Source organism: Streptomyces sp. NPDC051133, assembly GCF_040682635.1.
Classification (GTDB): domain Bacteria; phylum Actinomycetota; class Actinomycetes; order Streptomycetales; family Streptomycetaceae; genus Streptomyces.
Genome location: NZ_JBFBBK010000003.1, coordinates 144,822 through 169,293, shown reverse-complemented (window position 1 = coordinate 169,293; position 24,472 = coordinate 144,822). Strand labels below are relative to the sequence as shown.

Sequence of the window (24,472 nt, the reverse complement as noted above, 5' to 3'; positions counted from 1 at the left end):
CCCATGGGGGAGTTGATTGTGATCCGGCACGGCCAGACCGAGTGGAGCCTGTCGGGCCGGCACGCGGGCCGCACGGATGTTCCGCTGACCGACGCGGGTGAGGCCGCGGCCGAGGCGCTCGCCCCGCGGCTGGCCCGACGCCCGCTGGTCGCGGTGTTCAGCAGCCCGCTGAGCCGTGCCATGCGGACGGCCGAGCTGGCGGGACTGACCGGTGTCCGACCCGACTCGGGCCTAGTGGAGTGGGACTACGGCGGCTACGAGGGCATGACCGCGGCGCAGATCCGTCGAACGCGGCCGGGCTGGGACCTGTGGCGGGACGGCGTCGTCACAGGCGGCCCCGGCCATCCCGGTGAGCGGCTCGAGCAGGTGGCCGCGCGGACGGACGCGGTGCTGGACCGGATCCGGCCGCTGCTGAGCGACGGTGACGTCGCCGTGGTCGCGCACGGTCATCTGGCGCGTGTGCTCACCGTGCGCTGGCTGGGTCTGGACGCGTCGGCCGCCCGGCTGCTCGGGCACCCGCATCCCGGCACCCTGAGCTTTCTGGCCGCTGAGGACGGGCAGCCCTTCATCTCCGCGTGGAACGTCCCGTAGCGGCGGCCGCCGCGGGCAGGCCCGCTGCCTGAACTCCCGCCGACCCCCGGCAGGCCGGGCAACCTGACCGTCCGAAGCGCCCCCCTGTGCCTGCCGCCCCGCCGTCGGGGCTGACCGGGGTCTCAGGCGGAGGCGGACACGGAGGCGGTGGCCTCCCAGACGAAGCCGTCGGGGTCGCTGAACGGGCCGGCGGCGCTGGCGAGGGCGAGCCGGTGCGATCCGGAGCCGTCGGCCGGGACACCCACGTCCTTGGCGAGACCGCTGCGCTTGTACAGCGCCAGCTTCACGCCCGAGTCGGAGGCGAACTCGACGTACTTGCCGCCGAAGCTCTTGCCCACGCTCAACCCCTGCTCGACGTAGAACTGCTTGCTGGCCTTCACGTCCTCGACGCCCAGCAGCAGCACGAGTTCGTCGAAGGACCGGCTGGCCGGGACGCTGTCCTTCTTCTTCGACGTGGCGATCTTCCAGATGGTGCCGTCCGGGGCCTGGAGGCTGCCGCCGTAGCCCCACAGCGACTTCGAGGCGGGCTTGAGGACGGTGGCCCCGGCGTCCAGGGCGGCGTTGAAGAGGGCGTCGACGTTGCCCGGCTGGGACACGACGAGAGAGAGCGTGAAACCGCGGAAGCCCGTCGTCGGTGCCTCGGAGGCGCGCACGCGCACCTGAGAGGAGTCCAGTCCGAAGGCGGAGGAGTAGAAGCCGGCGGCGGCCGTGGCGTCGGCCACTTCGAGAATGACGGAGTCGATAGAAGTCATACCGTCGAAGGTAGAGGCAGCCCGGGCGCCGGCGCTTCTCGAAAAATGCTCGGTCTGGTTCCGCTTCCAGGGGGTCAGGCGAAGGCGAGCGACCGGAATGCGTCGCGCACATGGCTGAGGGGCTCGCGGTCCCTCGTGTAGTAGAGCCTGTTGGTCAGCAAGACCGCCCAGCGGCCGCGCTTGGGGGAGAGCCACGCTCCTGTTCCCGTGCAGCCGTAGTGGACCCAGATGTCGTCGGCCTCGGGGTCGGTTCCCGGGGCGGGCTGCCAGAGCAGTCCGCGGGCAGGCGTGAGTTCGCCGGTCTGGATCCGGAGCGACTCCCGGACCCAGCCGGCGCCGAAGCCCGGCCGGCCGCCGTCCCGGGCCGGCTGCAGCATGTGGCGCAGGAAGGCCGCGAGGTCGGGGAGGACGGAGAACACACCGGCGATGCCGCAGACTCCGCCGAGCAGGCGCGCCGAGACGTCCTGGACGGTTCCCCTCAGGTGGGATCCCGCGGTGTCGTCGAGTTCGGTCGGTGCGCAGCGGGCGGCTGTCTCGGCGGGCAGGGGGCCGTAGCAGGTACGGGTCATGCCGAGGGGCCGCCAGACGCGGCTGTCCGCGAGCGCGTCGAGGCTCTGGCCGGAGAGGTGCTCGGCGAGGTAGCCGAGGATGAGTGCGGTGCGGTCGGTGCCCTCCGTGGCCTCGCCGGGCGGACGCCGCAGGGCTTCGCGCAGGACGCCTTCGCGGACGGCCCGGGGGTCGGTGCCGTACAGGTCCTTGAGGTGGGCCCGGGGCGGGACGCCGGCGGAATGGGTGAGCAGCTGGCGCGTGTTCACCCGGCCCAGGGGATGGCCGCTCACCTCGGGCCAGAACTCGCCCAGCCGCACATCGAGGCGCAGGGTGCCGTCCTCGACGAGTGATCCGACGGACGACCAAACCGCGAGGATCTGGGTGAGGCCCGCGACGTCGAAGACGGTGTCGTGCCGCATCGGTTCGTCGGGCCGGTCGGGATTCATGACGCCCGGGGTGCCGATGGCCATGTTTCCGTTGCGGTCACCGACGGCCCAGACGGCGCCGGGGTAGACCTTGTCACGGACACCTTCGTCGACGAGTTGGTGGATGCGGTCGATGTCGAGGTCGAGGGCCATGGTCTTCCGATCTGTCCTGGGCCGTGTGCTGTCCCGTCGCTCAGCGTAGTGAGCCGAGGGACCAGGTCCGGGCTGCGCCACGAGGGGCGGGACGAGGTGTTTGCCCAGCCCGGCCACGACGGCCTCGGCAGCCGCCCGCGGGCGCCGGGGGTGTCGTACCCGCGGCCGGGAGAGCGGGCCCCGCGCCCGGCCGGTGCCACCCCGGCCGACCGGCTGAGGTCACGCCGCCAACCGGCGGGTTCTCCGTGCCGTCCGCCGGGAGGACGCCGCGGCGGGGGTACGCATCGATCGGGGCATGCGACGAGCGGAGCGCACGTGATCCGGGTACTGGTGGTCGATGACGAAGCCCTGATCCGCACGGGCTTCACCCACATTCTCCAAGCCGCGGACGACATCGAGGTCGTCGCCGCCGTCCCCGGCGGCCAGGCCGTGCGCACCGCACGGGAGCTGGAGCCCGACGTCGTCCTGCTCGACATCCGCATGCCGGACGTGGACGGGCTCACGATTCTGGCCGACCTCCGTCGGATGCCGCAGGCTCCGGTGATCGCCATGCTCACCACGTTCGACACCGACGAGTACGTGGCGACCGCGCTGCGGTCGGGCGCCGCCGGATTCCTGCTCAAGGACACCGATCCCGAGCAGCTTCCCCATCTTGTACGTACGCTGGCCGAGGGAGGCACCGTGTTGTCGTCCAAGGTCACTCGACTGGTGGTGGACGGCTACCTCGACAACAGCGTTCGTGAGTCCACCGCCGTCCGTCTCACCGCTCGGCTGACCGAGCGCGAACGAGCCGTGCTCGTCCTCATGGCCGAGGGACTCGCCAACACCGACATCGGTGAACGGCTGCACCTGAGCACCGGCACCATCAAGGGCCATGTCACCAACGTGCTGGGCAAACTGCAGGTCAGCAGCCGTGTGCAGGCGGCTCTGATCGCCGAGCGCGCGGGTCTGCTCACCCGGTCGCAGGACGAGGGCGCCCGATGAGCCCCCGCCGGCCGCCGGCCGTGCTGCTCGACATCGCCCTCGTCGGTTTCGCGGTGGCCGACGCATGGGTTCACGTGGGCTTCGGGGATCGGCCGGCCGCCGCCTGCGCGGTACTCGGCGCCGTCGCCCTGCTGCTGCGCCACCGGCTGCCACTGACGACCTTCGCCCTCACGCTGCCCACCGCTCTCATCACCGACGCGGTGGTCGCCCCCATGGCCGCGCTGTACACGCTCTCCTCGCTCAACCGGCACCGCTTCCTGCTGGCCGGCTGCGCGCTGACCTACGCGGTGATCGACTTCATGCCGTGGCCGTGGTCCTCCCTGGACGCCACCGAGCTGTCCCAGACGAACAACCTCTTCCATCTGAGCTACACCCTGGCCACCGCCGCCGCTCCCGTCTTCCTCGGCCAACTCGTCCAGGCCCGGCGCGAGCTGTCCCTGCGGCTCGCGGACATCTCCGAGGCCCGCGAGCACGAGCGGCTGCTGACCGCCCAGAGCGTTCTGGCGAAGGAGCGGGCCCAGCTCGCCCGGGAGATGCACGACGTGGTCTCCCACCAAGTGAGTCTCATCGCCGTACAGGCCGGAGCGCTCCAGGTGGGCAGCCACGACGCCGAGACGAGGCAGGCCGCAGCCACGATCCGCCGTCTGAGCGTGCAGACCCTGGAAGAACTCCGGCACATGGTCAGCGTTCTGCGGGCCTCCGGCAGCAGGCCCACGGAGCTCACCCCGCAGCCTTCCCTCGCCGATCTGGAGCACCTGGTCGAGGCCAGCGGCATCGAGGCGAAGCTGGAGACCGACCTGCCCGAGGAGCTTCCGCCGACGGTCCAGCGCGCCGTCTACCGCACGGTGCAGGAAGCGCTGACCAACGTCCGCAAACACGCCCCCGGCGCCACCGCGACCGTCCGCATCAGCCATCGGGGCGGCGCTCTCCGCGCCACCGTCACCAACACCGCCGCCACCCGCCGCGCCTTCGCCCTGCCGAGCTCCCAGCAGGGCCTGGTCGGCCTGACCCAGCGAGCCGAGCTCCTCGGCGGCACCGTCACCTCCGGTCCCACGGCCCAGGGCGGCTACGAACTCTGCCTGGAACTGCCCGTCGAACGGAACCGGTGAAGGCCCCTGCCGCTGCGGGCCCCCACGGCCTGGCCGGTGCCCCCGGTGTCCGCCGTGGTGCGCGGCGCGGCGGCCGCCGGTCCCGCGTCCGGACGCGTGGTGGCCGCGGTGCGACGGCGGCGCGGCGCGCTGTGCTGTGCCGGCGGGGCGGGCAGCGGGCGTGCCGGCGGAGTGCCGGCCGTGTCGGCCGGGTGGCGGGGTGGTGGCGGGGTGGCGGCGGGGTCGGCCGGGTGGCGGGGTCGGTTCGGACAACTGACGGATGGTGCGGCGGGGGGTGCTCCGCCGATCGTGGAGCAGGTGAGTGACGAGGTGGCGTCGGTTGTTCCCTCCGCCGCCCCGTCCGCCCGGCGGTCGGGTTCCCGGCTCGGCCGATCGCGCACCGTGGGGCGAGTCTCACCAGCCGGAGTCGTGCCGGGCCCCGAAGGAGGTCGGTCCCATGACGATCCACCTGACGTTTCTGTGCGCGCCCGGCGGTGACGCCGCCCTGGATCCACTCCTCGGCGACGGTCCCCTCGGTGAGCGCGGCCAGCGGATGGCAGGAATGGCGAGAGCAGTGCTCTCACCGCACGAGATGGCCGTCCGGGCGCCCTCGGTCCGCTGCTCGCAGACCGCCGACGCCATGGGCCTGACGGCGGTGCCCGAGCCTGCGCTGCGCGACCTCGACCTGGGCACATGGCGGGGTCGCACGCTCGACGACGTCGCCGCGAGCGACCCCGACGGATTCAGCGCCTGGCTCACGGATCCGGATGCCGCGCCCCACGACGGCGAATCCGTACGTCAGCTGTGCCGCCGCACGGCGGAGTGGCTGAGGAGCATGCCGGCCGACGCGGGCCACGCGGTGGCCGTCACCGAGGCGGCCGTGGTGCGGGCCGCGCTCATCCATGCCCTGGCCGTACCGGCGCGGGCCTTCCGGCATCTCGGGGTGCGGCCCCTGTCCGCGGTCGCCCTCACCCGGCAGTACGGCTACTGGGAGGTCAGGCTCGGCTACGTCCTGCCCCAGGGGGCCGGGCGACGGCTCCTGTCGCGGCCTGCGGCGCCCGTGCCCACCTGCGGCGATCAGCCCGCGCCGGCCCAGCTGCGGGATGTCGCGGCCTGACGACGGCGACGCGCTCTCCGAACCGAGGCAGGGGCCGCATCCGCGGGGCAGCCGGTGCGCCGTGAAGCGGTCGGGGCGATGCCCGCCGGGGCCCCACGGGTGCGACTTCCCGGCTCGGCATACCCTACGGCCATGACCGACGCCCCGATTCTCACCATTCAGGAAGCCCTTGACCTGCTGCTGGCGGGAAACCAGCGCTTCGTCTCCGGCAGCTCCGAGCACCCCAACCAGGATGCGGCGCGCCGTACGGAGGTCGCTCCTGCCCAGCGTCCGTTCGCCGTCCTCTTCGGCTGCTCCGACTCCCGCCTGGCCGCCGAGATCATCTTCGATCGTGGCCTCGGCGACCTGTTCGTGGTCCGCACCGCCGGTCACGTCATGGGACCGGAGGTCCTGGGAAGCATCGAGTACGGCGCCGGCCTGCTGGAGACGCCGCTGGTGGTCGTGCTCGGCCATGACTCGTGCGGGGCGGTCGCGGCGGCCCGCACAGCGCTGCAGGACGGCACTACCCCGGCCGGTTACGTCCGGGACGTCGTCGAGCGCGTCACCCCCAGCGTGCTGGCCGCCCACGCCGCGGGGCACTACGACGCCGACGCCGTCCTCGAGGAGCACGTCCGCCACACGGTGGACCTGCTGCTGGACCGCTCCCGCGTCCTGTCCGAGCGCGTCGCCTCCGGCCGCACCGCCGTCATCGGCCTGTGCTACCGGCTCACCGACGGAAGCGCCAGGCTGGTCGCCGCACGCGGCATCGACGTACCCGCCTCGTCGGCGTCCTGACCCGCCCCGGTTCCCTCAGACCGGGAGGACCGAGGCGTCGCCGAGGCGCACCGCGCACTCCAGCAGGAGGGCGTGGACGAACGCCTGGGGCAGGTTGCCGCGCAGCTGGCGCTGACGTACGTCGTACTCCTCCGCGAACAGTCCGGACGGTCCGCAGGCCGCTCGGGTGCGTTCGAACCAGCGCAGCGCTCCGGTCCGGTCACCGAGGTGGTCGCCGGCCAGCGCCATGGTGTAGCCGCAGAAGAGGAACGCACCCTCGGCCTCCCCGAGGGGAACGCCCGGATGGACGAAGCGGTACAGGTAGCCGTCCTCGGCCAGCTCGTCCTCGATGTACCGGCGGGTGATCGCGTTGCTGGGATCGTCGGCGGGGGGACAGCCACGGGCCAGCGGGGTGAGCAGAGCGGCCTCCGGGCCGTCGTCGTCCGCGGCCCTGCGCCACCGGCCGTCGGGCCGCAGACAGCGGCGGCGGGTCTCCGCGAAGACCACGTCGGCGAGGTCGGCGCAGCGCTGCGCGGTCCGGCCCCGCAGTGCCCCGGCCACGCGCCGCAGCCCGCAGACCACACTCAGCCGGGACTGGGTCCACCAGCGGTCGTCCAGTTCCCACAGTCCCGCGTCCGGGCGCGTCCAGTTGCGCTCCACCGCGTCGACCGCGACCGTGATCGCCCGTTCCGTCTCGGGCGTGAGCCGGTCGTGGTGCGCCGCGGTGGCGAGCAGTTGCAGCGCCTCCCCGAACGCGTCGAGCTGGAACTGGGCGGCCGCCTTGTTGCCGATGCGGTCGCTGCCGCCCGGATAGCCGGTGAGCGGAAGCTTGTGCTCCCGCGGCACCGGCCCGCCGTCGACGGTGTACGCCGGGTGCAGGCCGTCACCGTCGGCGAGGATCCGCTCGGTGGTGAAACGCACGGCGCTGTCGAGCAGCTCGTGCGGACCGTGTGTCGCGACGGCGAGGCCCGCGTAGGCCTGGTCCCGCACCCAGGCGTACCGGTAGTCGTAACTCCGCCCGGTGTTGGCCCGTTCCGGCAACGACGTGGTGGCCGCTGCGACCATGCCACCCGAGGAACTGGTCAGGCCGCGCAGCACCGCGTACGCGTGGCGGGCGTCGCGCGGCGCGGCGAGTCCGGAGCAGTCCGGCACGACACGCTGCCAGGCCTCCTCCGTCTCCCGCCACAGCTGCCCCGCGTCCAGCCGGGGCGCGTCGGCTCGCGTCGACAGCTCCAGGACGAGGTCGTGCTGCTCGCCCTCGCGCAGCCGGACCTCACCGCGCAGGCCGGACCCGGGATCCCACGTGGCCCGCTGCGCACCGGCCAGCCGCAGACGCAGCCCGCCGGCCCCGGCCGTCCACACGTCCCCCTCCAGCCGGGGGTCGCGCACGCGGTCGGCTCCGAAGCCGGGGCGCGGGTGGAGGGTGATCCGCAGGCGGCCCGCTCCGCGTTCGACCCGCATACGGCGCAGCAGCACCACGCGGTCCTCCGAAGCCGGCATCGCCAGCGCGTCCCGGCACTCGATGACCGAATCGGCGGTCACCCAGCGACTCACCCGGATCAGGGTGCCGTCCTCGTAGTAGCCGCCCCACACGCGCCAGCGGTCATCCGGTTCGGCACCGAAGTAGCCGCCTCCTCCGACGAGTGCGGCGAACACCGCGTCACTGTGCCACCGGGGAGCGCACAGCCACACGATCCGGCCATCCGGGTCGACCAGGGCGCCGCGTTCCCCGTCCGCCAGAATCGCGTACTCCCGCAGCACCCACGGCGGGCAGCCGCCGTCCATCGGCTCCGGCCGCTTGTCGGCTTTCTCGTTCATGGCATGGGGGTTTTCCCGGAAGGCCCGTCAGGAAACGACGTGTGCGCCGAGCGGAACAGCCGGTGCCGCCGGCAGCCGCCGTGGGGCGAGCGTGGATAATGCCCGGCGTGACTGCAGTTACAGGCCGGCCCGGATGGCGGTACGCGCTGCGCGGCTTCGCGCTGTTCTTGCTGGGCGGCGGCCTTGGGGCCTTCGGGTATGCGACGGTCTCGCACCGGCCAGGTGGGATGCCGTGGGGCGGGGTGCTGTTCGGGGCGCTGGTGTGTGCGGTGCTCAGCGCGCTGTTCGCGCGGCGTCGCCGCGGTCGGCGAGCGCCCTGACCAGGTAGGTCAGGCCGGCCCCGGTCTCAGGTCTACGGCCTTGCCGGGCCTGCGTGCCCACGGTCGCGGCATCCGCGCCCGTGGGCATCACCCGGCGACACCTCCGGACCGGCCGTCCGACGCCCGGAAGGTGACGACCTAGCCCTGAGCTGCGGCCGCTGCGGCGCGCTCCTCGCCGCGGCGCCGCGCCTGCTTGCCGTACATGGTCGTCCACAGGATGAGGCCGCCGAGGACGCCGTAGATCAGGACGGGGCTGAGGGTGACCATGGTGTCGGTGCTCAGCAGGGAGGTCAGCGCAACACGGGCCAGCGCTTCGAGGCAGTAGGCCGCGCCCCAGACCGTCGTCATCGTCCGTACGGTCGTGCGGAACCCCTCGAACTGCCAGAGGCCGTTCCACCAGGAGGTGCTCGCGGGGGTGCCGTCGGTGGCGAACTTCCGGCCGAAGTAGAACATGAGCGGTCGCGGAGCCAGCAGTGTCGCCAGGCACAGCAGGCCGAACAGCCCGGTGATGGCCGAGTCCTTGATCAGAAGGGCCTTGGCCGAGTGCGGGCCGACGAGGGAGACCACGGCCGTGATGACGAGGAACACCAGGGTCACGATGGCGAACTCGTCGAGGCGGCGCCGCCACGCGAGGTGCACGGCGCTGTCGACCAACGGCCAGACACCGCTGGCCAGGAGCGCGGCGAACTCGCTCCACCCGTGATCATGCAGGGCGTTGTACGTGAGGATCGGCGCCACCACGTTCAGCGCGATCGTGAGGACCCAGCCGCCTACGGCATTGCCCCTGGACCGGGCGGGCGGCAGCGGTCGTTCCTCCACCTGCGCCGCCCCTGTCTCCTGTGAGCTTGGCGTGCTCATGGCATCTTGAGCAGACATCGTTCCCCCTGGAAATACCGATGATGAGAGGTCGCCTCGACATGAGGCGGGTGCATGAGGCGGGTGAGTGAAGCGGGTGCATGAGGCGGTGTACGGCGGTGAGGCGGGCCACAGGCCACCGTCAGCTCACCACTCCCCCCGGGCGCGATCATCCACGACCAAGATCCTTTTGGCAAGGGCTGTGAGGATCGGCCCGGCGGGCACCCGCGGCGCCCGGGTCCAGATGATCAGCGGACCCGGACACCGGTGAGCACGCCGTCGCCAGCTCGTGGAGCTGCACGTCGAACTCCGGGTCGGCGCGGGGCAGTTCCCTTAAGGCGGCCACCTGCTCCCGGTGACTCACCGCGTTGTCGACGGCCACCACACCGTGCGGCGTCAGCACCCGCCGCAGCTGGGGCCGGTACTCCACGGTCGTCAACAGGCCGCCGGTGTCACGGAGAGCGTCGGCGAACCAGATGGCCGCACAGCCGTTGGATGTCCCGATCTCCGGCACCGAGCCGGCACGTTGGACTCGTATGCCTTCTCCTCGGCAACAGCACGTTAAATGAGTTGGGCCGACCGGGCGCCATCGAGTACCGTCTGGGCTGCCGTGAGAGAACGCGAGGAGGTGACACCCATGAAGGCTGTATGCAGGTGGGTGCTCCCCCATGTCGTCACGGTGGGCGGTTGACGTAGGTGTCGCCGGGAGCGCCTCGGACAAGGCTCTCCCGAGAGGCAACACCTATGGACTTTCCGCATTCCCCTTCGAACCCGGACAACCACGCGGTCGTGGTCACGCGGGTCTCCGACCTGCAGTGGCACGCCGTGGAGGACGACCGGGTGGTCGGCCGCGGGGACGCCGCGCGCCGCCCCGACGGACGGCTCTTCATCAGCATCGACGCGTGGCACGGCGCGGTCTTCGATCGCATCGCCGACGCGATGCTGACGGAACTGCCGGCACCGCTGCACGCCGTGGCCGACGAGGCCGACCAGGACTCGATGTCCGCCTGGGAGCGGGCCGGGTTCAGCGCCGCGCGCCGTGAGTGGGGCTACACCGTGCCCACCGACCCGCAGCGCACCGGGCTAGGTGCGGTGCGACCCCCGTCAGGTGTGACGATCGTGCCCGCCGGTGAGGCGGACGAGGGCCCGCTGCGCGCCCTGGACGGGGTCGTCCGCGCCGAGGTCGAGGCCGCGGCCGGCTGGCGGACGATGCCGGCCGAAGTGCTGCCCCGCCCCGCGGGCGTCACCCTGCTCGACCCGTCGAAGTACGCGGTGGCACGGCACGTGGACCGGTACGTGGGACTGATCCGGGTGGCGCCGCTGCCCCGGCAGCCGCGGATCGGCCTCATCGCCGTCCGGGGCGACAGCCACCGCCGCGGCATCGCCCGCGCGCTGCTGGCCCACGCGCTGGGTTCGATGCACCGCTCCGGCAAGGCATCGGCATGGGCCGAGGTGGACGAGTCCAACGCGGCCGCCACGGCCCTGTTCGAGGGCATCGGCGCCCGACGAGCGGGCAGCACCGTGGAGTTCGTCCGCCGCTGACGCTCCACGGGACCGCACAGCGCCGACCAGGACCGCGCCGACCAAGGACCACGCCGACCACGGACCGCGCGGACCAAGGACCGCGCCCGACCACACACCGCATTCGCCCACCGGCGACTGCGCCGCCACAGAACTGAGATGTGAGAGATCATGACCAAAACGTCACGGGGCATAGAAGTCGAGGGCACCGTCATCGAGTGCCTGCGCAATGCCACCTTCAAGGTGGAGCTCCAGAACGGGCACACCGTGCTCGCCCACATCAGCGGGAAGATCCGGAAGAACTACATCAAGATCCTCCCGTACGACCGGGTGCTCGTGGAACTCAGCCCCTACGACCTCACCCGCGGCCGGATCTGCTACCGGTACCGGGCCTAGAAAACCGTTCGACGGGGCTCGCCCGGGCCTGTCATGATCCCGACTCGTGACGACCGGTAAGCAGCTGATGGTCCGGGCCGCCGCCCGCAACAACGCCGAGTGGTGTGCGGCGATGAGCCGATCCCATGGCGTGAAGGGCGAGTTCGCGGCACAGGCCTGGGCCGCTCCCTCGCGTACCCCGCTGTACTACCCGGATGCGGTCACGTTGGTGCCGGGCGCCGACGCGACCGCGCTCGCGGCCCGGATCGACACCGCCGCACCCGGCGCCTCGGTCAAGGACAGCTTCGCCGACCTCGATCTGACGGGGGCCGGCTTCCAGGTGCTGTTCGAGGCACAGTGGATCCACCGTCCGGCGAGCGCGCCCGCCCCCGCGCCGGATCTCCAGTGGTCCGTGGCGGACGACCCGGACACGCTGCACGCCTGGGCCCTCGCCTGGGACGACGGCGAGGGCGACGAAGGCCTCTTCCGGCCCGAACTGCTCGCCGACCCCGCCACCTTCGTGCTCGCCGGACTGTCCCCAGACGGCCGTGTGGTCGCCGGCGCGGTGGCGAGCCGCAGCGATGAAGTGGTCGGCGTGTCCAATGTCTTCGCGCTCGACGGAGGCGCAGACGCGGCCTGGCCCGGCGTGCTGCACGCCGTGAACCGGCTGTTCCCCACCCTGCCGTTGGCCGGCTACGAGCAGGGCGACGCCCTGGCGGCAGCCGTCCGCCACGGCTTCGAGCCGATCGGCCCACTGCGGGTCTGGCTGCACAGCCGGTAAGCCCGGTCGCTGACCGTTGTTCACCTGGAGCATGTCGTCGTCCGGTCCCGTCCGGGGGGATGGGCGGGTCCCGTGCCCCAGGGGGAGAGGCACGGGACCCGCGGTCAGGGGTTGATCAGGCCGCTGTGCCGGAGGCGTTGAGCGTGACGGGGATGTTGTCCCGCGTGGCCTTGGAGTACGGGCAGATCTGGTGGGCGGCCCGCGCGAGCTCCTCGGCGGTCGCCTGATCCACGCCGCCGAGGACGGGGCTGAGGACCGCGGAGAGGGAGAACTCGCCGTCGTCGCCGTGGATGAGCGTGATCTCGGCGGTGATGGTGGTGCTGGTGAGCCGGGTCCCGCGGGTGGCGGCGGCACGGCGCAGGGCGCCCAGGAAGCACGCGGCCCAGCCGGCGGCCAGCAGCTGTTCCGGGTTGGTCGCGTCACCCGCGCCGCCGAACTCCTTGGGGATGGCGAGCCGCGTCTCCAGGAGGCCGTCGCGTGAGCGGACGTGACCGCCGTTGCGGCCCTCTCCATCGACGTCGACATGGGCGGTGTAGGTGACTGCCATGGCTCGTGCTCTCCATCCGGGTCGGGGGATTCGATCGGCCCCAGGTCCGTGACGCCCGACTGGCGTCACCGGTTCAAGTGGTGACGACACCTTGACCGGTCAGTGCGTCACCCGTCAAGAGGGCGACTCTGGATGACTTACAGAGGCCGGTTCCAGCGTGCGTCACCGGTTTGACAGGTGACTCGACCTCATGTGAAGGTCGTTACGTCACAAGCCGCGGTGACGTCGCGCCCCGAGGGTGCGAGCGGGGGGATATCCCGACCGCGGGCCGGTCAGCGCACAGCACGCGACGGAGGGTTTCTCGTGATCAACAGGCGCACGTTCACCAAGGCCATCGGACTGGGCACCGGCGCGGCGGCCATCTCGATGACCGGCCCGCACTCCACCGCGTCCGCCGCGGGAGGCGCCACGGCCTCTCGTGCCCAGGGTGGCACGGCCGCGCCCACCGTGCCCGCCGTCGCCCCCGGCACCCACACCGCGTTCCGTACCCTCAAGCACGTCAGGGCGGGCGTCCTCGACATCGGCTACGCCGAGGCGGGGCCCGCCCACGGACCGGTGGTCCTGTGCCTGCACGGCTGGCCCTATGACATCCACAGCTACGTCGACGTCGCCCCGCTCCTCGCCGACCTGGGATACCGCGTCATCGTTCCCTACCTGCGCGGACACGGCAGCACACGATTCCTGTCCGCCCGCACCCCCCGCACCGCAGAGCAGTCCGCCATCGCGCTCGACATCATCGCCCTGATGGACGCGCTCAAGATCGACAAGGCGTTGCTCGCCGGATTCGACTGGGGCTCCCGCACCGCCGACATCATCGCGGCCCTGTGGCCCGAGCGGGTCAAGGCCCTTGTCTCCACCGGCGGTTACCTCATCACCGACATCAAGGCGCAGCGGGAGCCCGCCGCCCCGGCCGTCGAGCACAACTGGTGGTACCAGTGGTACTTCGCCACCGAGCGCGGCAAGAAGGCGATGGAGAACGTCGACGAACGCATCGCCCTGTGCCGGTACGTGTGGACCCTCGTCTCGCCCGACTGGGACTTCGACGACGCCACCTTCCAGCGCACCGCCCAGGCCTTCGAGAACCCCGACTACGCGGCCATCGTCCTGTACAACTACCGCTGGCGCATCGGCCTGATCGAGACGGAGAGCCGCTACGGCCGCTACGAGGCACGGCTTGCCGCCCAGCCGCCCATCGGCGTCCCCACGATCACCCTCGACCCGGCCCTCGATCCCTTCACCCCGGCCGGTGACGGCTCCGCCTACCGCGACCACTTCACGGGCCCCTACGAGCACCGCACCCTCGCGAACATCGGCCACAACCTGCCGCAGGAGGCGCCGACCGCCTTCGCGCAGGCCGTCGTCGACGCCGACCGACTCTGACGTGCGCCGACGAATCGAAGGAGAGAAAACGCATGATCGTCTACGACCGGCTCTTCATCGGGGGCTCCTGGGCGGAGCCGAGCGACCCGGAGCTCCTCGCCCTCGCCTCGCCGCACGACCGGTCGGTGATCGGCCGGGCGGCCCAGGCGCGGCCGGCGGACGTGGACCGCGCGGTGGCCGCGGCACGGGCCGCGTTCGACGCGGGCGCGTGGCGCACCACCCCGCCCGAGCGGCGGATCGCGCTCCTGCGTCGGTTCAACGCGCTGCGTGAGGAGAACGCCGAGAACGTCGCCCGTCTGATCTCGCTGGAGAACGGCTCGGCGCTCTGGTTCACCCGCGCCGGACAGCCGGGCCTGACCCGGCAGGCGAACGCCTACCTGAAGGCGGCCGAGGAGTTCGCCTGGGAGGAGACACCGGCGCCCTCCGACCCGGCGTCACCGGTGCGCAGCGTGGTGCGCCGCGAGCCGGTCGGTGTCGTCGCGGCCGTGATCCCGTGGAACTCGCCGTTCTCGTCGGCCACTTCCAAGATCATCCCGGCCTTGGTCGCCGGCAACTCCGTGGTCCTCAAGGTGTCCCCGGAGAACTCGCTGAGCATGGGCTTCCTGGCCGAGCTGCTGGAGCGCACGGGCCTGCCCGAGGGTGTCGTCAGCGTGCTGTCCGCCGACCGGGAGACCAGCGAGTACCTGGTGTCGCACCCGGAGGTCGACAAGATCGCCTTCACCGGCTCCACGCGGGCCGGCCGCCGTATCGCCTCGATCGCGGGGGAGCAGCTCAAGCGGGTCAGCCTGGAGTTGGGCGGCAAGTCCGCCGCCGTCATCCTGCCGGACGCCGACCTCGACAGAGCCGTCACGGGCCTGAGGTTCGGCTCCCTGCTCAACAACGGCGAGTCGTGCATCGCGCAGACCAGGATCCTCGCGCCACGCAGCCGGTACGAGGAGGTCGTGGCGGCGCTGAAGGAACTGGTCGAGTCGGTGAAGGTGGGTGACCCGAGCGACCCGGACACCTTCATCGGCCCGATGATCCGCCCCGACCAGCAGCAGCGGGTGCGCACCTACATCCAGCTCGGCATCGAGGAGGGCGCCCGCCTGGTCACGGGCGGCCCGCAGATCCCCGAGGGGCTGGAGAAGGGCAACTACGTCACCCCCACCCTCTTCGCCGACGTCGACAACTCGATGCGCATCGCGCAGGAGGAGATCTTCGGCCCGGTCCTGGTGGTCATCCCCTACGACGACGAGGACGACGCCGTACGGATCGCCAACGACTCCCCGTACGGCCTGTCCGGCGGCGTCTGGTCCTCCGACGAGGCCCACGCCCTGGAGGTCGCCCGCCGCATCCGCACCGGCACCGTCACGGTCAACGGCGCTCCGATCGCCTTCGACGGCCCGTTCGGCGGCTTCAAGGCCAGCGGAATCGGCCGCGAGTACGGCACGGTGGGCCTCGGCACCTACACCGAGTACAAGACCATCACCGTGTGACGGTCGCCGGGCGCCCGGCGGCACCCGCGCGGTCCCTCATGCGTCACCCTCTTGACCGGTGACACATGAGGGTGCACGCTGAGGTCGTGAAGTGTCGATGAAGTGGGGTATCGCCATGAACGAGGAACCGACGGCGGACGCCGCCGCGGCGGCGGCGCGGCGCGCACGCTTCGGCAGGCTTCCCGAGCGCATACGTTTCGAGGACATGACCCAGGAGGTGGAGGCCGCTCCGGGCGGGGTCGACACCGCGTACGACCCCGAGGGCTCGTGGAAGTACTACTCCTGCCTCGCCCTCGACCTGGGGCTGTGAACGCGCGAAGGCCGGCGGCTGATGTGCTCGCCGGCCTTCGCGCACCCGCCGCCGGCCGGTCAGCTCCCGGCCGCGGCGGGCGCCGTCTTCTTGCGGGCGCGGTAGGCCGCCGCCTTGATCTTGTTGCCGCACGACTCCATGCCGCACCACTGCCGCCGCATGCCCCGGGAGCGGTCGATGTAGACACGCGTGCACTCGGGGTTGCCGCACTCCTTGAGCAGGGGGACGTCCGGGCCGCTGAGCAGTTCGACGGCCTGCCGGGCGACGGTGGCCAGGGCCTGCCCGGGCGTCGCGTCGGTGTGCCGGCCCGCCAGGGTGAGCTGTGGTGTCGCCGGCGCCTGGCGCGCGGCGGCGTTGAGCACCGCGAGGGCCTGCCGGTCGAACTCCTCGCCGAGACGGCGGTCGGTGACGAGCCGGTAGACGGCCTCACGCACCGCGATCGCCTCCCGGACGTCGTCCTCCCCGCCGGGCGTGATCGCGTCCACGAGCCCCGACTCCAGGTACCAGGCGGTGAGCCGGTCCGGGGTCGCGAACATCTCGAACCGGACCGAACGCCGGGCGCGCAGGGTGGCGGCGAAGTCGAGCGCCGGGTGCCCGCACACGAAGACATGGTCAAGATTCACATCACCATCTTGACAGGTGACTGGTGTGCGGCGCAAGGCTCGTCACTGGTCCAGCCGGTGTCCCCGGAGCCTACCCCGGCGCAGGACCGGTACCCCGGCCTCCCCGGTTTCCCCGGCCCCCTCCCGGCTCCAACCGCAGCTTCCGGCCCTGCCACCGGCGGCGCAGCCAGCGATCATGGCTCGCGACCACGACAGCGCCCGGTCCGCTGCCCAGCGCCGCCTCCAGTTCGTCGCACAGGCGCGGCGAGAAGTGGTTCGTGGGCTCGTCGAGCAGCAGCAGCTGGGGCGGCCGCGCCATCAGCAGCGCCAGCGCCAGCCGTCGGCGCTGTCCCACCGACACCTGCCCGACCGGCTTGTCCAGGTCCGCCTCGGCCAGCAGGCCGAGGCCGGCCAGCGGCACCCGCTCGGCCCGCTCCGGTCCCAGCGTCCGCGCGTAGGTGTCCCGGACCGTGCGATTGGGCCGGTCGAACACCGTGTCCTGCGTGAGCAGCCCCACCGTCAGCCCATGCGGCCTGCGCACCTCGCCCTCGGCCGCGAGGCGTCCGGCGAGCACCGCGAGCAGGGTCGACTTGCCCGCGCCGTTGCCCCCGGTGACCAGCAGCCGCTCGGACACCGACACCTCCAGGCCGGACAGCGCGAGCCGCCCCGGCACCCGTACGTCCCGCAGGGACACCAGGGGGTCCGGGCCGTCCGGCGTACGTGCGGCCGGCTGCCGCACCGCGAACCGCAGCGGGGGCGGCGGCTCGGCGACCCGGGTGCGCTCCAGCTCCCCGAGCCGCCGGCTCGCGTTGCGCACCCGGCGGGAGATCTGGCTCTGCACGCGGCCCGCCCGATGGCCGTGGCCCATCTTCTCCGTGTCGCGCGGACCCCGGTCGGGTGCGACCCGGCGCGCGGTCACTCCCGCCGCGTGCCGCAGTTCCTCCAGTGCCTCCTGCTCCTCGGCGTAACGGCGCTCCCAGCGTTCCCGCTCGGCGTGCTTCTCGCTCACGTAGGAGCTGTAGTTTCCGCCGTGGCGGACCGGTCCGTCCACCGCCGGGTCCAGGTCGATCAGATCGGTGCACACGGCGTCGAGGAACACCCGGTCGTGACTGGCGAGGACCACGGCTCCGGGCAGAGCGCGCAGCTGCTCCTCGAGGAAGGCGGCGGCGCCGTCGTCGAGGTGGTTGGTCGGCTCGTCGAGCAGCAGCGCCTCCGGCCGCCGTCCGAGCAGCGCCGCCAGGGCCAGCCGGCCGCGCTGCCCGCCGGAGAGCGAGCCGACCGTCCGGTCCAGGGCGAGCGTGTCCAGGCCCAGTCCGTCCAGGACGAGGGCCGCCCGGCGGTCGGCGTCCCAGGACTCCCGGTCCTGTGCCTGCTCCAGGCGCCTGCCGTAGGCCTCGAGGAGTTGCCGGTGGCCGGGGCCGTCCTCCGGGACCCGGGCGAGTTCATCGCCGAGCCGCCCGAGTTCCGCGAGGTCCTCGCGGGCCTCGCGCAGTGCTGCGTCGAGCACGGAGGTGAGGGTCGAGTCGGCGTCGAAGGGCATCTCCTGGTGCAGGAAACCGACGTCGGCGGGGCGCGAGACGCTTCCCGTGTCGGGTTCGTCGACACCGGCCAGCACCCGTAGCAGGGTGGACTTTCCGGTGCCGTTCTCCCCGATCAGGCCGATGCGACGGCCGGGGGAGACGGTCAGGGACACGCCGTCGAGGACGCGACGGCCGCCCAGGTTACGGACGAGGTCGTGGGCGAGCAGGGCGGGCTGGGGCACAGGGAACCGTCCAAGGAGGTCGATGGTCCGCCCGCCGGGCACGGAGCCTCGGGCGGGCGGCTGCACACACCGGCGGTTCACACCGCGGGGGCTCCGGTCTCCTTGAGCGTTCCGTCGGCCAGCCGCAGCCGGCGGTTCACCCCGATCTCGGCGAGGAACCGCTCGTCGTGGCTGACGACGAGGAAGGCCCCCTGGTAGGAGTTGAGCGCGCTCTCCAGCTGACCGGTGCTGACGAGGTCGAGGTTGTTGGTCGGCTCGTCGAGCAGGAGGAGCTGCGGGGCCGGTTCGGCGCACAGGACGCAGGCCAGGGTGGCGCGCAGCCGTTCACCGCCGGAGAGCACGCCGACGGGCAGGTGCGCCCGGGCACCGCGGAACAGGAAGCGCGCGAGCAGGTTCATCCGCTCCGCTTCGCCCCGGTCGGGTGCGAACGCGGCGAAGTTCTCCGCCACGGTGCGATCCAGGTCCAACAGGTCCAGGCGCTGCGAAAGGTAGGCGATGCGGCCGCCACCGCGCTTGATCTCACCGCCGTCCGGGGCGAGTTCACCGGTGATCAGCTTGAGCAGGGTGGTCTTGCCGGCGCCGTTGGGCCCGGTCAGCGCGATGCGCTCGGGCCCGCGTACGGACAGGTCGACGCCGCCCTCGGTGAACACGTCCGCTCCGACGTGCCGGACCCGCATCCCCTCGCCGAGGAACAGGTCGCGGCCGGCGGGCACCTGGGTGCCGGGCAGGTCCAGGGTGATGCGCTGCTCGTCGCGCAGCGCGCGCCCGGCCTCGTCGAGGCGGGCCCTGGCGTCGTCGACCCGGGAGGCGTGCATCTGACCGGCCCGGCCCGCGGCCTCCTGCGCGCCGCGCTTCATGGTGCCGGCGAAGATGCGTGGCAGCCCGGCGTTCTTGAGATTGCGGACGGCGTTGCTCGCCCTGCGCTCGGCGCGTTCGCGGGCCTGCTGCAGCTCGCGCTTCTCGCGCTTCAACTCCTGCTCGGCGTTGCGGACGTTCTTCTCGGCGACCTCCTGCTCGGCGCGCACGGCCTCCTCGTACGCGGTGAAGTTTCCGCCGTACAGGCGCAGTTGGCTGCCGCTGAGCTCGGCGATGGTGTCCATCCGGTCGAGCAGTGCGCGGTCGTGGGCGACCAGCAGCAGGAGGCCGTCGAAGTCGGCCAGCGCGTCGTACAGCTGGTGCCGGGCGTCCCGGTCCAGGTTGTTGGTCGGCTCGTCGAGCAGCAGGACGTCGGGGCGCTTGAGGAGTTGAGCGGCGAGGCCGAGCGACACGACCTGGCCGCCGCTGAGGGTGCCCAGGCTGCGGTCGAGGGCGAGTCCGGCGAGGCCGAGGCGGTCGAGCTGGGCGCGGGTGCGCTCCTCGATGTCCCAGTCGTCGCCGATGGTGGTGAAGTGCTCCTCGCTCACGTCCCCGGACTCCACGGCGTCCAGGGCGCGGATCACCGCGGCGACGCCGAGCACCTCGGCGACGGTGAGGTCGCCGGTCAGCGGCAGGCTCTGCGGCAGATGGCCTAGGGTGCCGGTGACGGTCACCGAGCCGGTGGCGGGCCGCAGTTCGCCGGCGATCAGCTTGAGCAGGGTGCTCTTGCCGGATCCGTTGGGGGCGACCAGGCCCGTGCTGCCGGTGGTCACGGTGAAGGACAGGTCGCGGAAGACCGGGGTGTCGTCGGGCCAGGCGAACGACAGATTCGAGCAGACGATGGCGGCGTCGGACATGAAGCGACCTCGAAAGGGCTGGGGGCGGGTATGGCTCCGCCCCGGGCAGACATGGGGAAAAGGGGTACGACGAACGGGCCACTTCGGCGGCGCTTCTTCAGCGCGTCCGGTGGCCGTCAGATCCGGATCTCACCCGGAGATGTCGTCGTCACCCACCACGTCTGCGACTCCTCGATGCACGGTCTACGTCGCCGCCACCTTAACAGCCCGCCCCTGGGGCCCGTGTGTTGGCAGACACTCGGCGCCCTGCGGACCTGGGTCGAACACGGCAGGGCCCCGCGGACCCTGCCCGCCACCCTGCGCAACGTCTCCGGCGAACCGGCGACCCGCGGCCTGTGCCGGTACCCGCAGGCGTCCCGCTACGACGGCCACGGCGACCCCAAGGCCGCCGCAAGCTTGCGCTGCGTGCCTTCGACCCGCCACTGACCGACGGCGACCAGGCCCGGGCGACCCGGCTCAGGCGCGGCGGAGATCGATCCAGGGAACGGTTTCACCCGGCAGCACGTACCGCTCGATCTCTACGAACCCGTGCGCGCACGCGAACCGCAGGCCGTCCTCGTTGGAGGACAGGACCACCGTCTCGATCACCCGGGCGCCCAACTCCCGTGCGCGGTCCAGCCCTCGTGCGTACAGCTCCTCGCCGAACCCCCGCCCGCGGTGGGGAGCGAGCACGCGGGCGATCACCGTGGCCGTCGCGGTGTCGTCCGTGGGAGGGCGCACCGTGCTGCAGCCCACGAGCACGTCACCGAGGTACGCCACCTCCAGGTGGTGGCGCTGTGCGCGGTCCCGTATCTCGTCCAGGGACAGCAGATGCGTGGGAATGATCGTGTTGTGGACGTGCTGCCAGTCCCTGAGCGTGGCGTCGTCGTCCGGCCGCTGGAAACGAAGATCAGACATCACAGCAGAAGACCCGACCACGCGGCGGACGTCAACTTCCCCGCACCGTCGTACCGCGATCGCTTGGACGAGCATCCAACTCCGGAGCCGCGCCAGCCGGTTGGAGGCTCCTGCCGGGCTGCGTTCGTTGATTCCGCTCGCCGGCGACGGCGCAGGCGGAGAGGAGCGTCGCGGCGGCCAGGCTGCCCCACAGGGCGGTCGGGCCGTGCGGTGCGAGCGTGGTGATGACCGCCGGGGAGACGGCGAGGCCGAAACCCGTGGAGAGTCCGAAGCGGGAGAGGGCGCGCCCCAGGACATGGGCGGGGGCGAGGGCGGTGACGAGCGCGGTGGCGCTGCCGGCATAGAGGATCTCCCCGACGGTGCAGACCACGGACACCGCGGCGACGGCCGGGGCGCCCCAGCCGTGCCCCAGGGAGGTGGCCGCGAGGAAGCCGAGGTAGGACACGGTGAGTACGACACCGGCCAGCGCCAGCACCGTCTGCCGGGAGAAGCGCGCCATCAGGACGGTGACCGGTACCTGCAGCGTGACCACCAGCACCGTGTTGGCCACGAAGATGCCCGCCGACCACACGGGGGAGGCGTGCAACTGGGTCACCAGGATCAGAGGGAGCGCGATTTCGGGGACGTTGAGGCAGAAGACGTAGATCACGTTCGCGGCCGGCAGCACGCGCATCCGGGGCGTGGGCGCGGTATCCCCCTCACCGGCGGCCGGGGGAGCGGCCGGCCGGGCGTGCAGGCGGACCGACCACGCCAGGACCGCCGCGCCGAGATAGGCGAGCCCGGTGACGGCGGCAAGCGCCCGCAACGCGGTGGTGCCGCCGCTCAGGCAGAGGGTGGCGATGAGCGCGCCGATGCCGAGGCCGGCGTTGCGCAGGGCGCGGCCCGCCGCGAGGGCGGCGTCGCGTTCCCGGCCGTGGGCGACCGTGGCCACGACGGCGGCGTGGGCGGCGGGCCATGCCTGGTTTCCGACGCCGAGGAAGAGAGCCGCCGCCGAGAACGGCCAGACGTGCCCGGCCGGGGCTGCCAGCAACAGGACCACGCCCGCCACCCGCACCAGCATCGACACCGCGACGACCGTGCTGCGCGCACCCCGGTCCAGCCAACGGCCCACTGGGGGCATGCACACCAGACCCGCGACGACGCCGACCGTCATGGCGGTGCCGGTGACCGGCGCGGACAGCCTCAGCACCGTCACTCCGTAGAGCAGCAGAAAGGGCCGCAGCAGACCGGTGCCGAGCGCGTCCACGGCCAGGGCGACGGCGTAGCGGGGCCCTCCGGAGGCACGGACGAGGGTACGGGGCCGAAGCCTGGTGGTGGTTGCCATGGCGCCCACGCTGCGTTCGACCACCGTACGGGGCACGCGGGTTGACGCATCCCGTCAACCGACGCGGTCGCCGGTCGCCCGCCCGCGATGATGAGCGGATGACGCTTCGCATCGGCATCAGCGGCCCGCCGTCCGAGCGGCTGCGGTTCGCGGCCTCGCCGCTGGCCGAACTGACCGCGATGCTGCACGTGCTCGCCGAGCCCGGGCACCATCCGCAGCACGCCGGCTGGGCCGGCGACGTCTGGGCCGGGCTGCGCCCGGAGCTGGCCGAGCGGCTGCGGGAGGCGGAGTTCCTCTGGCGTTCCTCACAGGCCGACTTCATGATTCCGGCCCGGCCACGGCCGACCCTCGCCGACGAGCTGGACGACGTGGACCGGATCGACGACGCGACGTATGTGACCGCCGCCCTCGTCACCACGTGCGGGAGCAACCGGGTCCACTTCACCGCGCGGTCGCCGCTCACCGACGCGACCGCGCGCGAGCGGGCCCTCGACGTGGCCCAGGCCCGCGGCCCGCTGCAAGAGGCCTTCGCGGAACGGCTCCTCGCGGACCCGGCCGCGGTGCGGGCGCGGGTGCGCGACACCCTCGAACAGTGTGCCGAGGCCTTCTTCGACGCGGCCTGGGCGGGCGTCGCCGTACAGCTCGCCACCGACCTGCGGCTGAAGAACGACCTGCTGCGGCGCCAGGGCGTCGGAGCGGCACTCGCCTCGGTCTCCGGCGCGGTCACCCTGGCACCGGACGGCGACTGCATCATCGTGGACAAGGTGCAGGACAAGGCGACCACCGCCCACGGCACCGGGGTCACCTTCATCCCCACTGTCTTCGGCCGCCCGCACCTCGTGGCGGTCCACGCACCCGGGTGGCAGCCGGTGGTGCAGTACCCCGTGGCCGAACCGACTCCATCGGAGCCGGTGTCGCTTGAAACGGTCACCCTACGGCTGGAAGCACTCGCACATCCCGTACGGCTGCGGCTGCTGCGCACCCTGGCCCGCGGCCCGCACACCACCGGCGAACTGGCCCACTTCTGGGAACTCTCACCCCCGGAGGTGTCCCGTCACCTCGCCGTCCTGCGCCGCGCGGGCCTCCTCACGGCCCGGCGGCAGGGCCGATACGTCCGTCACACCCTCAACCTCCCCGACCTGACGGCGCTGGGCGCCGACCTGCTGGCAGCCGTACTGCGCTGAGGAGCGCGGATCATGCGACCACTAGGCTGCGACGATGGAACGCGCAACCGACGTGCCCGAGAGCTCCGAACGGTCCGCAGATCCGGGCCGGGTGAACGACTACGACAGTTTCGCCGAGGCGTACTCGGCGGAGAACGAGAACAGCCTCGTGAACGCGTACTACGCGCGGCCCGCGATGCTGGCACTCGCCGGAGACGTGGCCGGCCGGCGGATCCTGGACGCCGGCTGCGGCTCGGGCCCCCTGTCCGCCGCCCTGCGCGAGCGAGGCGCGGTCGTCACCGGAATCGACGTCAGCGCCGGGATGCTGGCGTTGGCCAGGCGGCGGCTCGGTGACGAGGCGGCCCTGCACGTGGCCGACCTGAGGGACCGCCTGCCGTTCGCCGACGGTGCGTTCGACGACGTGGTCGCGTCGCTGGTGCTGCACTACCTGGAGGACTGGGGACCGACGCTGGCCGAATTGCGGCGCGTGCTCAGGCCCGGCGGCCGGCTGATCGCCTCGGTGGACCACCCCGTCGTGGCCTACACGATCCAGGATCCCCGGCCCGACTACTTCGCGACCACCAGCTACGACTTCCACTGGACGTTCGGCGGGCGGTCCGTTCCGATGAGGTTCTGGCGCAAGCCGTTGCACGCGATGACCGATGCCTTCACCAGCGCCGGTTTCCGCGTTTCCGTCATCAGCGAGCCACAGCCCGACCCGGCCGCCCGTGAGCTGTTCCCCGACGACTTCCACGCCCTTTCGACCAGGCCCACCTTCCTGTTCTTCGTCGTCGAGGTTCCGCCGCCCACCACCGGTTCGCGTCGGACATGAGAACCGCTGTCCGGTGCGCGAACGGCCGGCCCGTCGGGGGAGAAGCCGTAGCCGGTGAAGTCGGCGACCGGGACGTATCGCCTGCTGCCAGGGCGGCTCGGCTCACGTCGACCGTCACGGCGCCCGCGTAGCCGCGGCCCCGGAGGGGGCCGGGGTGTGGACGGGGTCCACCCGGACCATGCCGCCGACCATCAATGTCGAGCCTGCCATGGAGACGGCAGTACGGTCCGGGGTCGCCCGGCGGCCGAGATCGGTCGGTCGCGCGGCGAGCGTGTCGGCGTGTCCGCAGTCTCTCGATCGTGGTCAGCGGCGTTGTGCAGGGTGGGACACGAACAGGAAGTCCCCGGCTCGGGCGAGGAAGTCGTCGACGTCTTCGGTGAAGTGCC

The 24,472-nt window shown here is 72.3% G+C and carries 26 protein-coding genes and 1 pseudogene; 15 read left to right on the top strand and 12 right to left on the bottom strand.

The features are described from left to right. Positions 1 to 3 precede the first annotated feature (3 nt). A complete protein-coding gene (locus AB0N17_RS05150; protein WP_366009743.1) occupies positions 4 to 591 on the top strand; it encodes a histidine phosphatase family protein in 588 nt (195 codons plus the stop codon). A 122-nt stretch (positions 592 to 713) separates the two neighbouring features. Here AB0N17_RS05150 and AB0N17_RS05145 read toward each other — a convergent pair whose 3' ends face one another. Together AB0N17_RS05145 and AB0N17_RS05140 are read right to left on the bottom strand one after the other, a co-directional pair. Further along, positions 714 to 1,343 (bottom strand): glyoxalase, encoded by a 630-nt coding sequence (locus tag AB0N17_RS05145; RefSeq protein ID WP_366009742.1) that lies wholly within the window; start codon positions 1,341 to 1,343, stop codon positions 714 to 716. 74 nt (positions 1,344 to 1,417) lie between these two features. Further along, positions 1,418 to 2,470: a serine hydrolase domain-containing protein gene (locus AB0N17_RS05140; protein WP_366009741.1), complete on the bottom strand. Its 1,053-nt coding sequence runs from the start codon at positions 2,468 to 2,470 to the stop codon at positions 1,418 to 1,420. A gap of 315 nt (positions 2,471 to 2,785) precedes the next feature. Between AB0N17_RS05140 and AB0N17_RS05135 the strand changes: the two genes are divergently transcribed. The 4 genes from AB0N17_RS05135 to AB0N17_RS05120 all read left to right on the top strand — a co-directional run bounded on the left by AB0N17_RS05135 (position 2,786) and on the right by AB0N17_RS05120 (position 6,433). Continuing rightward, positions 2,786 to 3,454: a response regulator transcription factor gene (locus tag AB0N17_RS05135; protein ID WP_366009740.1), complete on the top strand. Its 669-nt coding sequence runs from the start codon at positions 2,786 to 2,788 to the stop codon at positions 3,452 to 3,454. Next, on the top strand, positions 3,451 to 4,563 hold the full coding sequence (locus AB0N17_RS05130; protein WP_366009739.1) for a histidine kinase: 1,113 nt from the start codon (positions 3,451 to 3,453) through the stop codon (positions 4,561 to 4,563). Before AB0N17_RS05135 ends, AB0N17_RS05130 begins: the two co-directional genes overlap by 4 nt. A gap of 436 nt (positions 4,564 to 4,999) precedes the next feature. Then, positions 5,000 to 5,659, top strand: a complete 660-nt coding sequence (locus tag AB0N17_RS05125) for a histidine phosphatase family protein (protein WP_366009738.1) — start codon at positions 5,000 to 5,002, stop codon at positions 5,657 to 5,659. Positions 5,660 to 5,791: 132 nt separating this feature from the next. Then, the gene (locus tag AB0N17_RS05120) at positions 5,792 to 6,433 is read left to right on the top strand and encodes a carbonic anhydrase (protein ID WP_366009737.1); all 642 of its coding nucleotides are present in this window, start codon (positions 5,792 to 5,794) and stop codon (positions 6,431 to 6,433) included. A 15-nt stretch (positions 6,434 to 6,448) separates the two neighbouring features. Here AB0N17_RS05120 and AB0N17_RS05115 read toward each other — a convergent pair whose 3' ends face one another. Beyond that, positions 6,449 to 8,230, bottom strand: coding sequence for a glycoside hydrolase family 15 protein (locus tag AB0N17_RS05115; RefSeq protein ID WP_366009736.1), 1,782 nt, complete (start codon positions 8,228 to 8,230; stop codon positions 6,449 to 6,451). A 107-nt stretch (positions 8,231 to 8,337) separates the two neighbouring features. Between AB0N17_RS05115 and AB0N17_RS05110 the strand changes: the two genes are divergently transcribed. Beyond that, positions 8,338 to 8,550 carry a hypothetical protein gene (locus AB0N17_RS05110; RefSeq protein WP_366009735.1) on the top strand — a complete coding sequence of 71 codons (213 nt, stop codon included), beginning with the start codon at positions 8,338 to 8,340 and terminating at the stop codon, positions 8,548 to 8,550. 138 nt (positions 8,551 to 8,688) lie between these two features. Here AB0N17_RS05110 and AB0N17_RS05105 read toward each other — a convergent pair whose 3' ends face one another. Then, the gene (locus tag AB0N17_RS05105; RefSeq protein ID WP_366009734.1) at positions 8,689 to 9,408 is read right to left on the bottom strand and encodes a VC0807 family protein; all 720 of its coding nucleotides are present in this window, start codon (positions 9,406 to 9,408) and stop codon (positions 8,689 to 8,691) included. A 166-nt stretch (positions 9,409 to 9,574) separates the two neighbouring features. Further along, positions 9,575 to 9,919 carry a hypothetical protein gene (locus AB0N17_RS05100; protein ID WP_366009733.1) on the bottom strand — a complete coding sequence of 115 codons (345 nt, stop codon included), beginning with the start codon at positions 9,917 to 9,919 and terminating at the stop codon, positions 9,575 to 9,577. 230 nt (positions 9,920 to 10,149) lie between these two features. On the opposite strand from AB0N17_RS05100, the gene AB0N17_RS05095 reads away from it, so the two are divergent. The 3 genes from AB0N17_RS05095 (at position 10,150) to AB0N17_RS05085 (ending at position 12,082) form a co-directional block, all read left to right on the top strand. Further along, on the top strand, positions 10,150 to 10,947 hold the full coding sequence (locus AB0N17_RS05095) for a GNAT family N-acetyltransferase (RefSeq protein WP_366009732.1): 798 nt from the start codon (positions 10,150 to 10,152) through the stop codon (positions 10,945 to 10,947). Between the two features lie 150 nt (positions 10,948 to 11,097). Further along, positions 11,098 to 11,322, top strand: a complete 225-nt coding sequence (gene infA, locus AB0N17_RS05090; RefSeq protein WP_366009730.1) for a translation initiation factor IF-1 — start codon at positions 11,098 to 11,100, stop codon at positions 11,320 to 11,322. A gap of 46 nt (positions 11,323 to 11,368) precedes the next feature. Beyond that, positions 11,369 to 12,082: a hypothetical protein gene (locus tag AB0N17_RS05085; RefSeq protein ID WP_366009729.1), complete on the top strand. Its 714-nt coding sequence runs from the start codon at positions 11,369 to 11,371 to the stop codon at positions 12,080 to 12,082. 115 nt (positions 12,083 to 12,197) lie between these two features. Here the strand turns inward: AB0N17_RS05085 and AB0N17_RS05080 are convergent, their stop codons facing one another. Further along, on the bottom strand, positions 12,198 to 12,629 hold the full coding sequence (locus tag AB0N17_RS05080) for an organic hydroperoxide resistance protein (RefSeq protein WP_366009728.1): 432 nt from the start codon (positions 12,627 to 12,629) through the stop codon (positions 12,198 to 12,200). 303 nt (positions 12,630 to 12,932) lie between these two features. On the opposite strand from AB0N17_RS05080, the gene AB0N17_RS05075 reads away from it, so the two are divergent. From AB0N17_RS05075 to AB0N17_RS05065, 3 genes are all read left to right on the top strand, one after another. Next, entirely contained in the window at positions 12,933 to 14,009 is a 1,077-nt protein-coding gene (locus AB0N17_RS05075) for an alpha/beta hydrolase (protein ID WP_366009727.1), read from the top strand. A gap of 32 nt (positions 14,010 to 14,041) precedes the next feature. After that, a complete protein-coding gene (locus AB0N17_RS05070) occupies positions 14,042 to 15,484 on the top strand; it encodes an aldehyde dehydrogenase (protein WP_366009725.1) in 1,443 nt (480 codons plus the stop codon). Between the two features lie 115 nt (positions 15,485 to 15,599). Continuing rightward, complete coding sequence (locus tag AB0N17_RS05065) at positions 15,600 to 15,794, top strand: hypothetical protein (protein WP_366009724.1); 195 nt, start codon at positions 15,600 to 15,602, stop codon at positions 15,792 to 15,794. A gap of 59 nt (positions 15,795 to 15,853) precedes the next feature. Here AB0N17_RS05065 and AB0N17_RS05060 read toward each other — a convergent pair whose 3' ends face one another. The 3 genes from AB0N17_RS05060 to AB0N17_RS05050 form a co-directional block, all read right to left on the bottom strand. Further along, positions 15,854 to 16,417, bottom strand: a complete 564-nt coding sequence (locus AB0N17_RS05060; protein ID WP_366009723.1) for a CGNR zinc finger domain-containing protein — start codon at positions 16,415 to 16,417, stop codon at positions 15,854 to 15,856. 70 nt (positions 16,418 to 16,487) lie between these two features. Continuing rightward, complete coding sequence (locus AB0N17_RS05055) at positions 16,488 to 18,158, bottom strand: ABC-F family ATP-binding cassette domain-containing protein (RefSeq protein ID WP_366009722.1); 1,671 nt, start codon at positions 18,156 to 18,158, stop codon at positions 16,488 to 16,490. Between the two features lie 77 nt (positions 18,159 to 18,235). Then, complete coding sequence (locus AB0N17_RS05050) at positions 18,236 to 19,870, bottom strand: ABC-F family ATP-binding cassette domain-containing protein (RefSeq protein ID WP_366009721.1); 1,635 nt, start codon at positions 19,868 to 19,870, stop codon at positions 18,236 to 18,238. Between the two features lie 222 nt (positions 19,871 to 20,092). Between AB0N17_RS05050 and AB0N17_RS05045 the strand changes: the two genes are divergently transcribed. Next, complete coding sequence (locus AB0N17_RS05045; RefSeq protein ID WP_366009720.1) at positions 20,093 to 20,296, top strand: tannase/feruloyl esterase family alpha/beta hydrolase; 204 nt, start codon at positions 20,093 to 20,095, stop codon at positions 20,294 to 20,296. A 30-nt stretch (positions 20,297 to 20,326) separates the two neighbouring features. Here the strand turns inward: AB0N17_RS05045 and AB0N17_RS05040 are convergent, their stop codons facing one another. Both AB0N17_RS05040 and AB0N17_RS05035 read right to left on the bottom strand, forming a co-directional pair. Then, positions 20,327 to 20,767 (bottom strand): GNAT family N-acetyltransferase, encoded by a 441-nt coding sequence (locus tag AB0N17_RS05040; protein ID WP_366009719.1) that lies wholly within the window; start codon positions 20,765 to 20,767, stop codon positions 20,327 to 20,329. Positions 20,768 to 20,798: 31 nt separating this feature from the next. After that, a complete protein-coding gene (locus AB0N17_RS05035; protein WP_366009718.1) occupies positions 20,799 to 22,091 on the bottom strand; it encodes an MFS transporter in 1,293 nt (430 codons plus the stop codon). A gap of 98 nt (positions 22,092 to 22,189) precedes the next feature. Here AB0N17_RS05035 and AB0N17_RS05030 point away from each other — a divergent pair, with 98 nt between their 5' ends. Further along, on the top strand, positions 22,190 to 23,275 hold the full coding sequence (locus tag AB0N17_RS05030; RefSeq protein ID WP_366009717.1) for a helix-turn-helix domain-containing protein: 1,086 nt from the start codon (positions 22,190 to 22,192) through the stop codon (positions 23,273 to 23,275). Between the two features lie 34 nt (positions 23,276 to 23,309). Then, on the top strand, positions 23,310 to 24,086 hold the full coding sequence (locus AB0N17_RS05025) for a class I SAM-dependent methyltransferase (protein ID WP_366009716.1): 777 nt from the start codon (positions 23,310 to 23,312) through the stop codon (positions 24,084 to 24,086). Between the two features lie 79 nt (positions 24,087 to 24,165). On the opposite strand, the pseudogene AB0N17_RS05020 reads toward AB0N17_RS05025, so the two are convergent. Beyond that, positions 24,166 to 24,320 (bottom strand): annotated as a pseudogene (locus AB0N17_RS05020) (GNAT family N-acetyltransferase); the annotation flags it as partial. Positions 24,321 to 24,472: the final 152 nt, after the last annotated feature.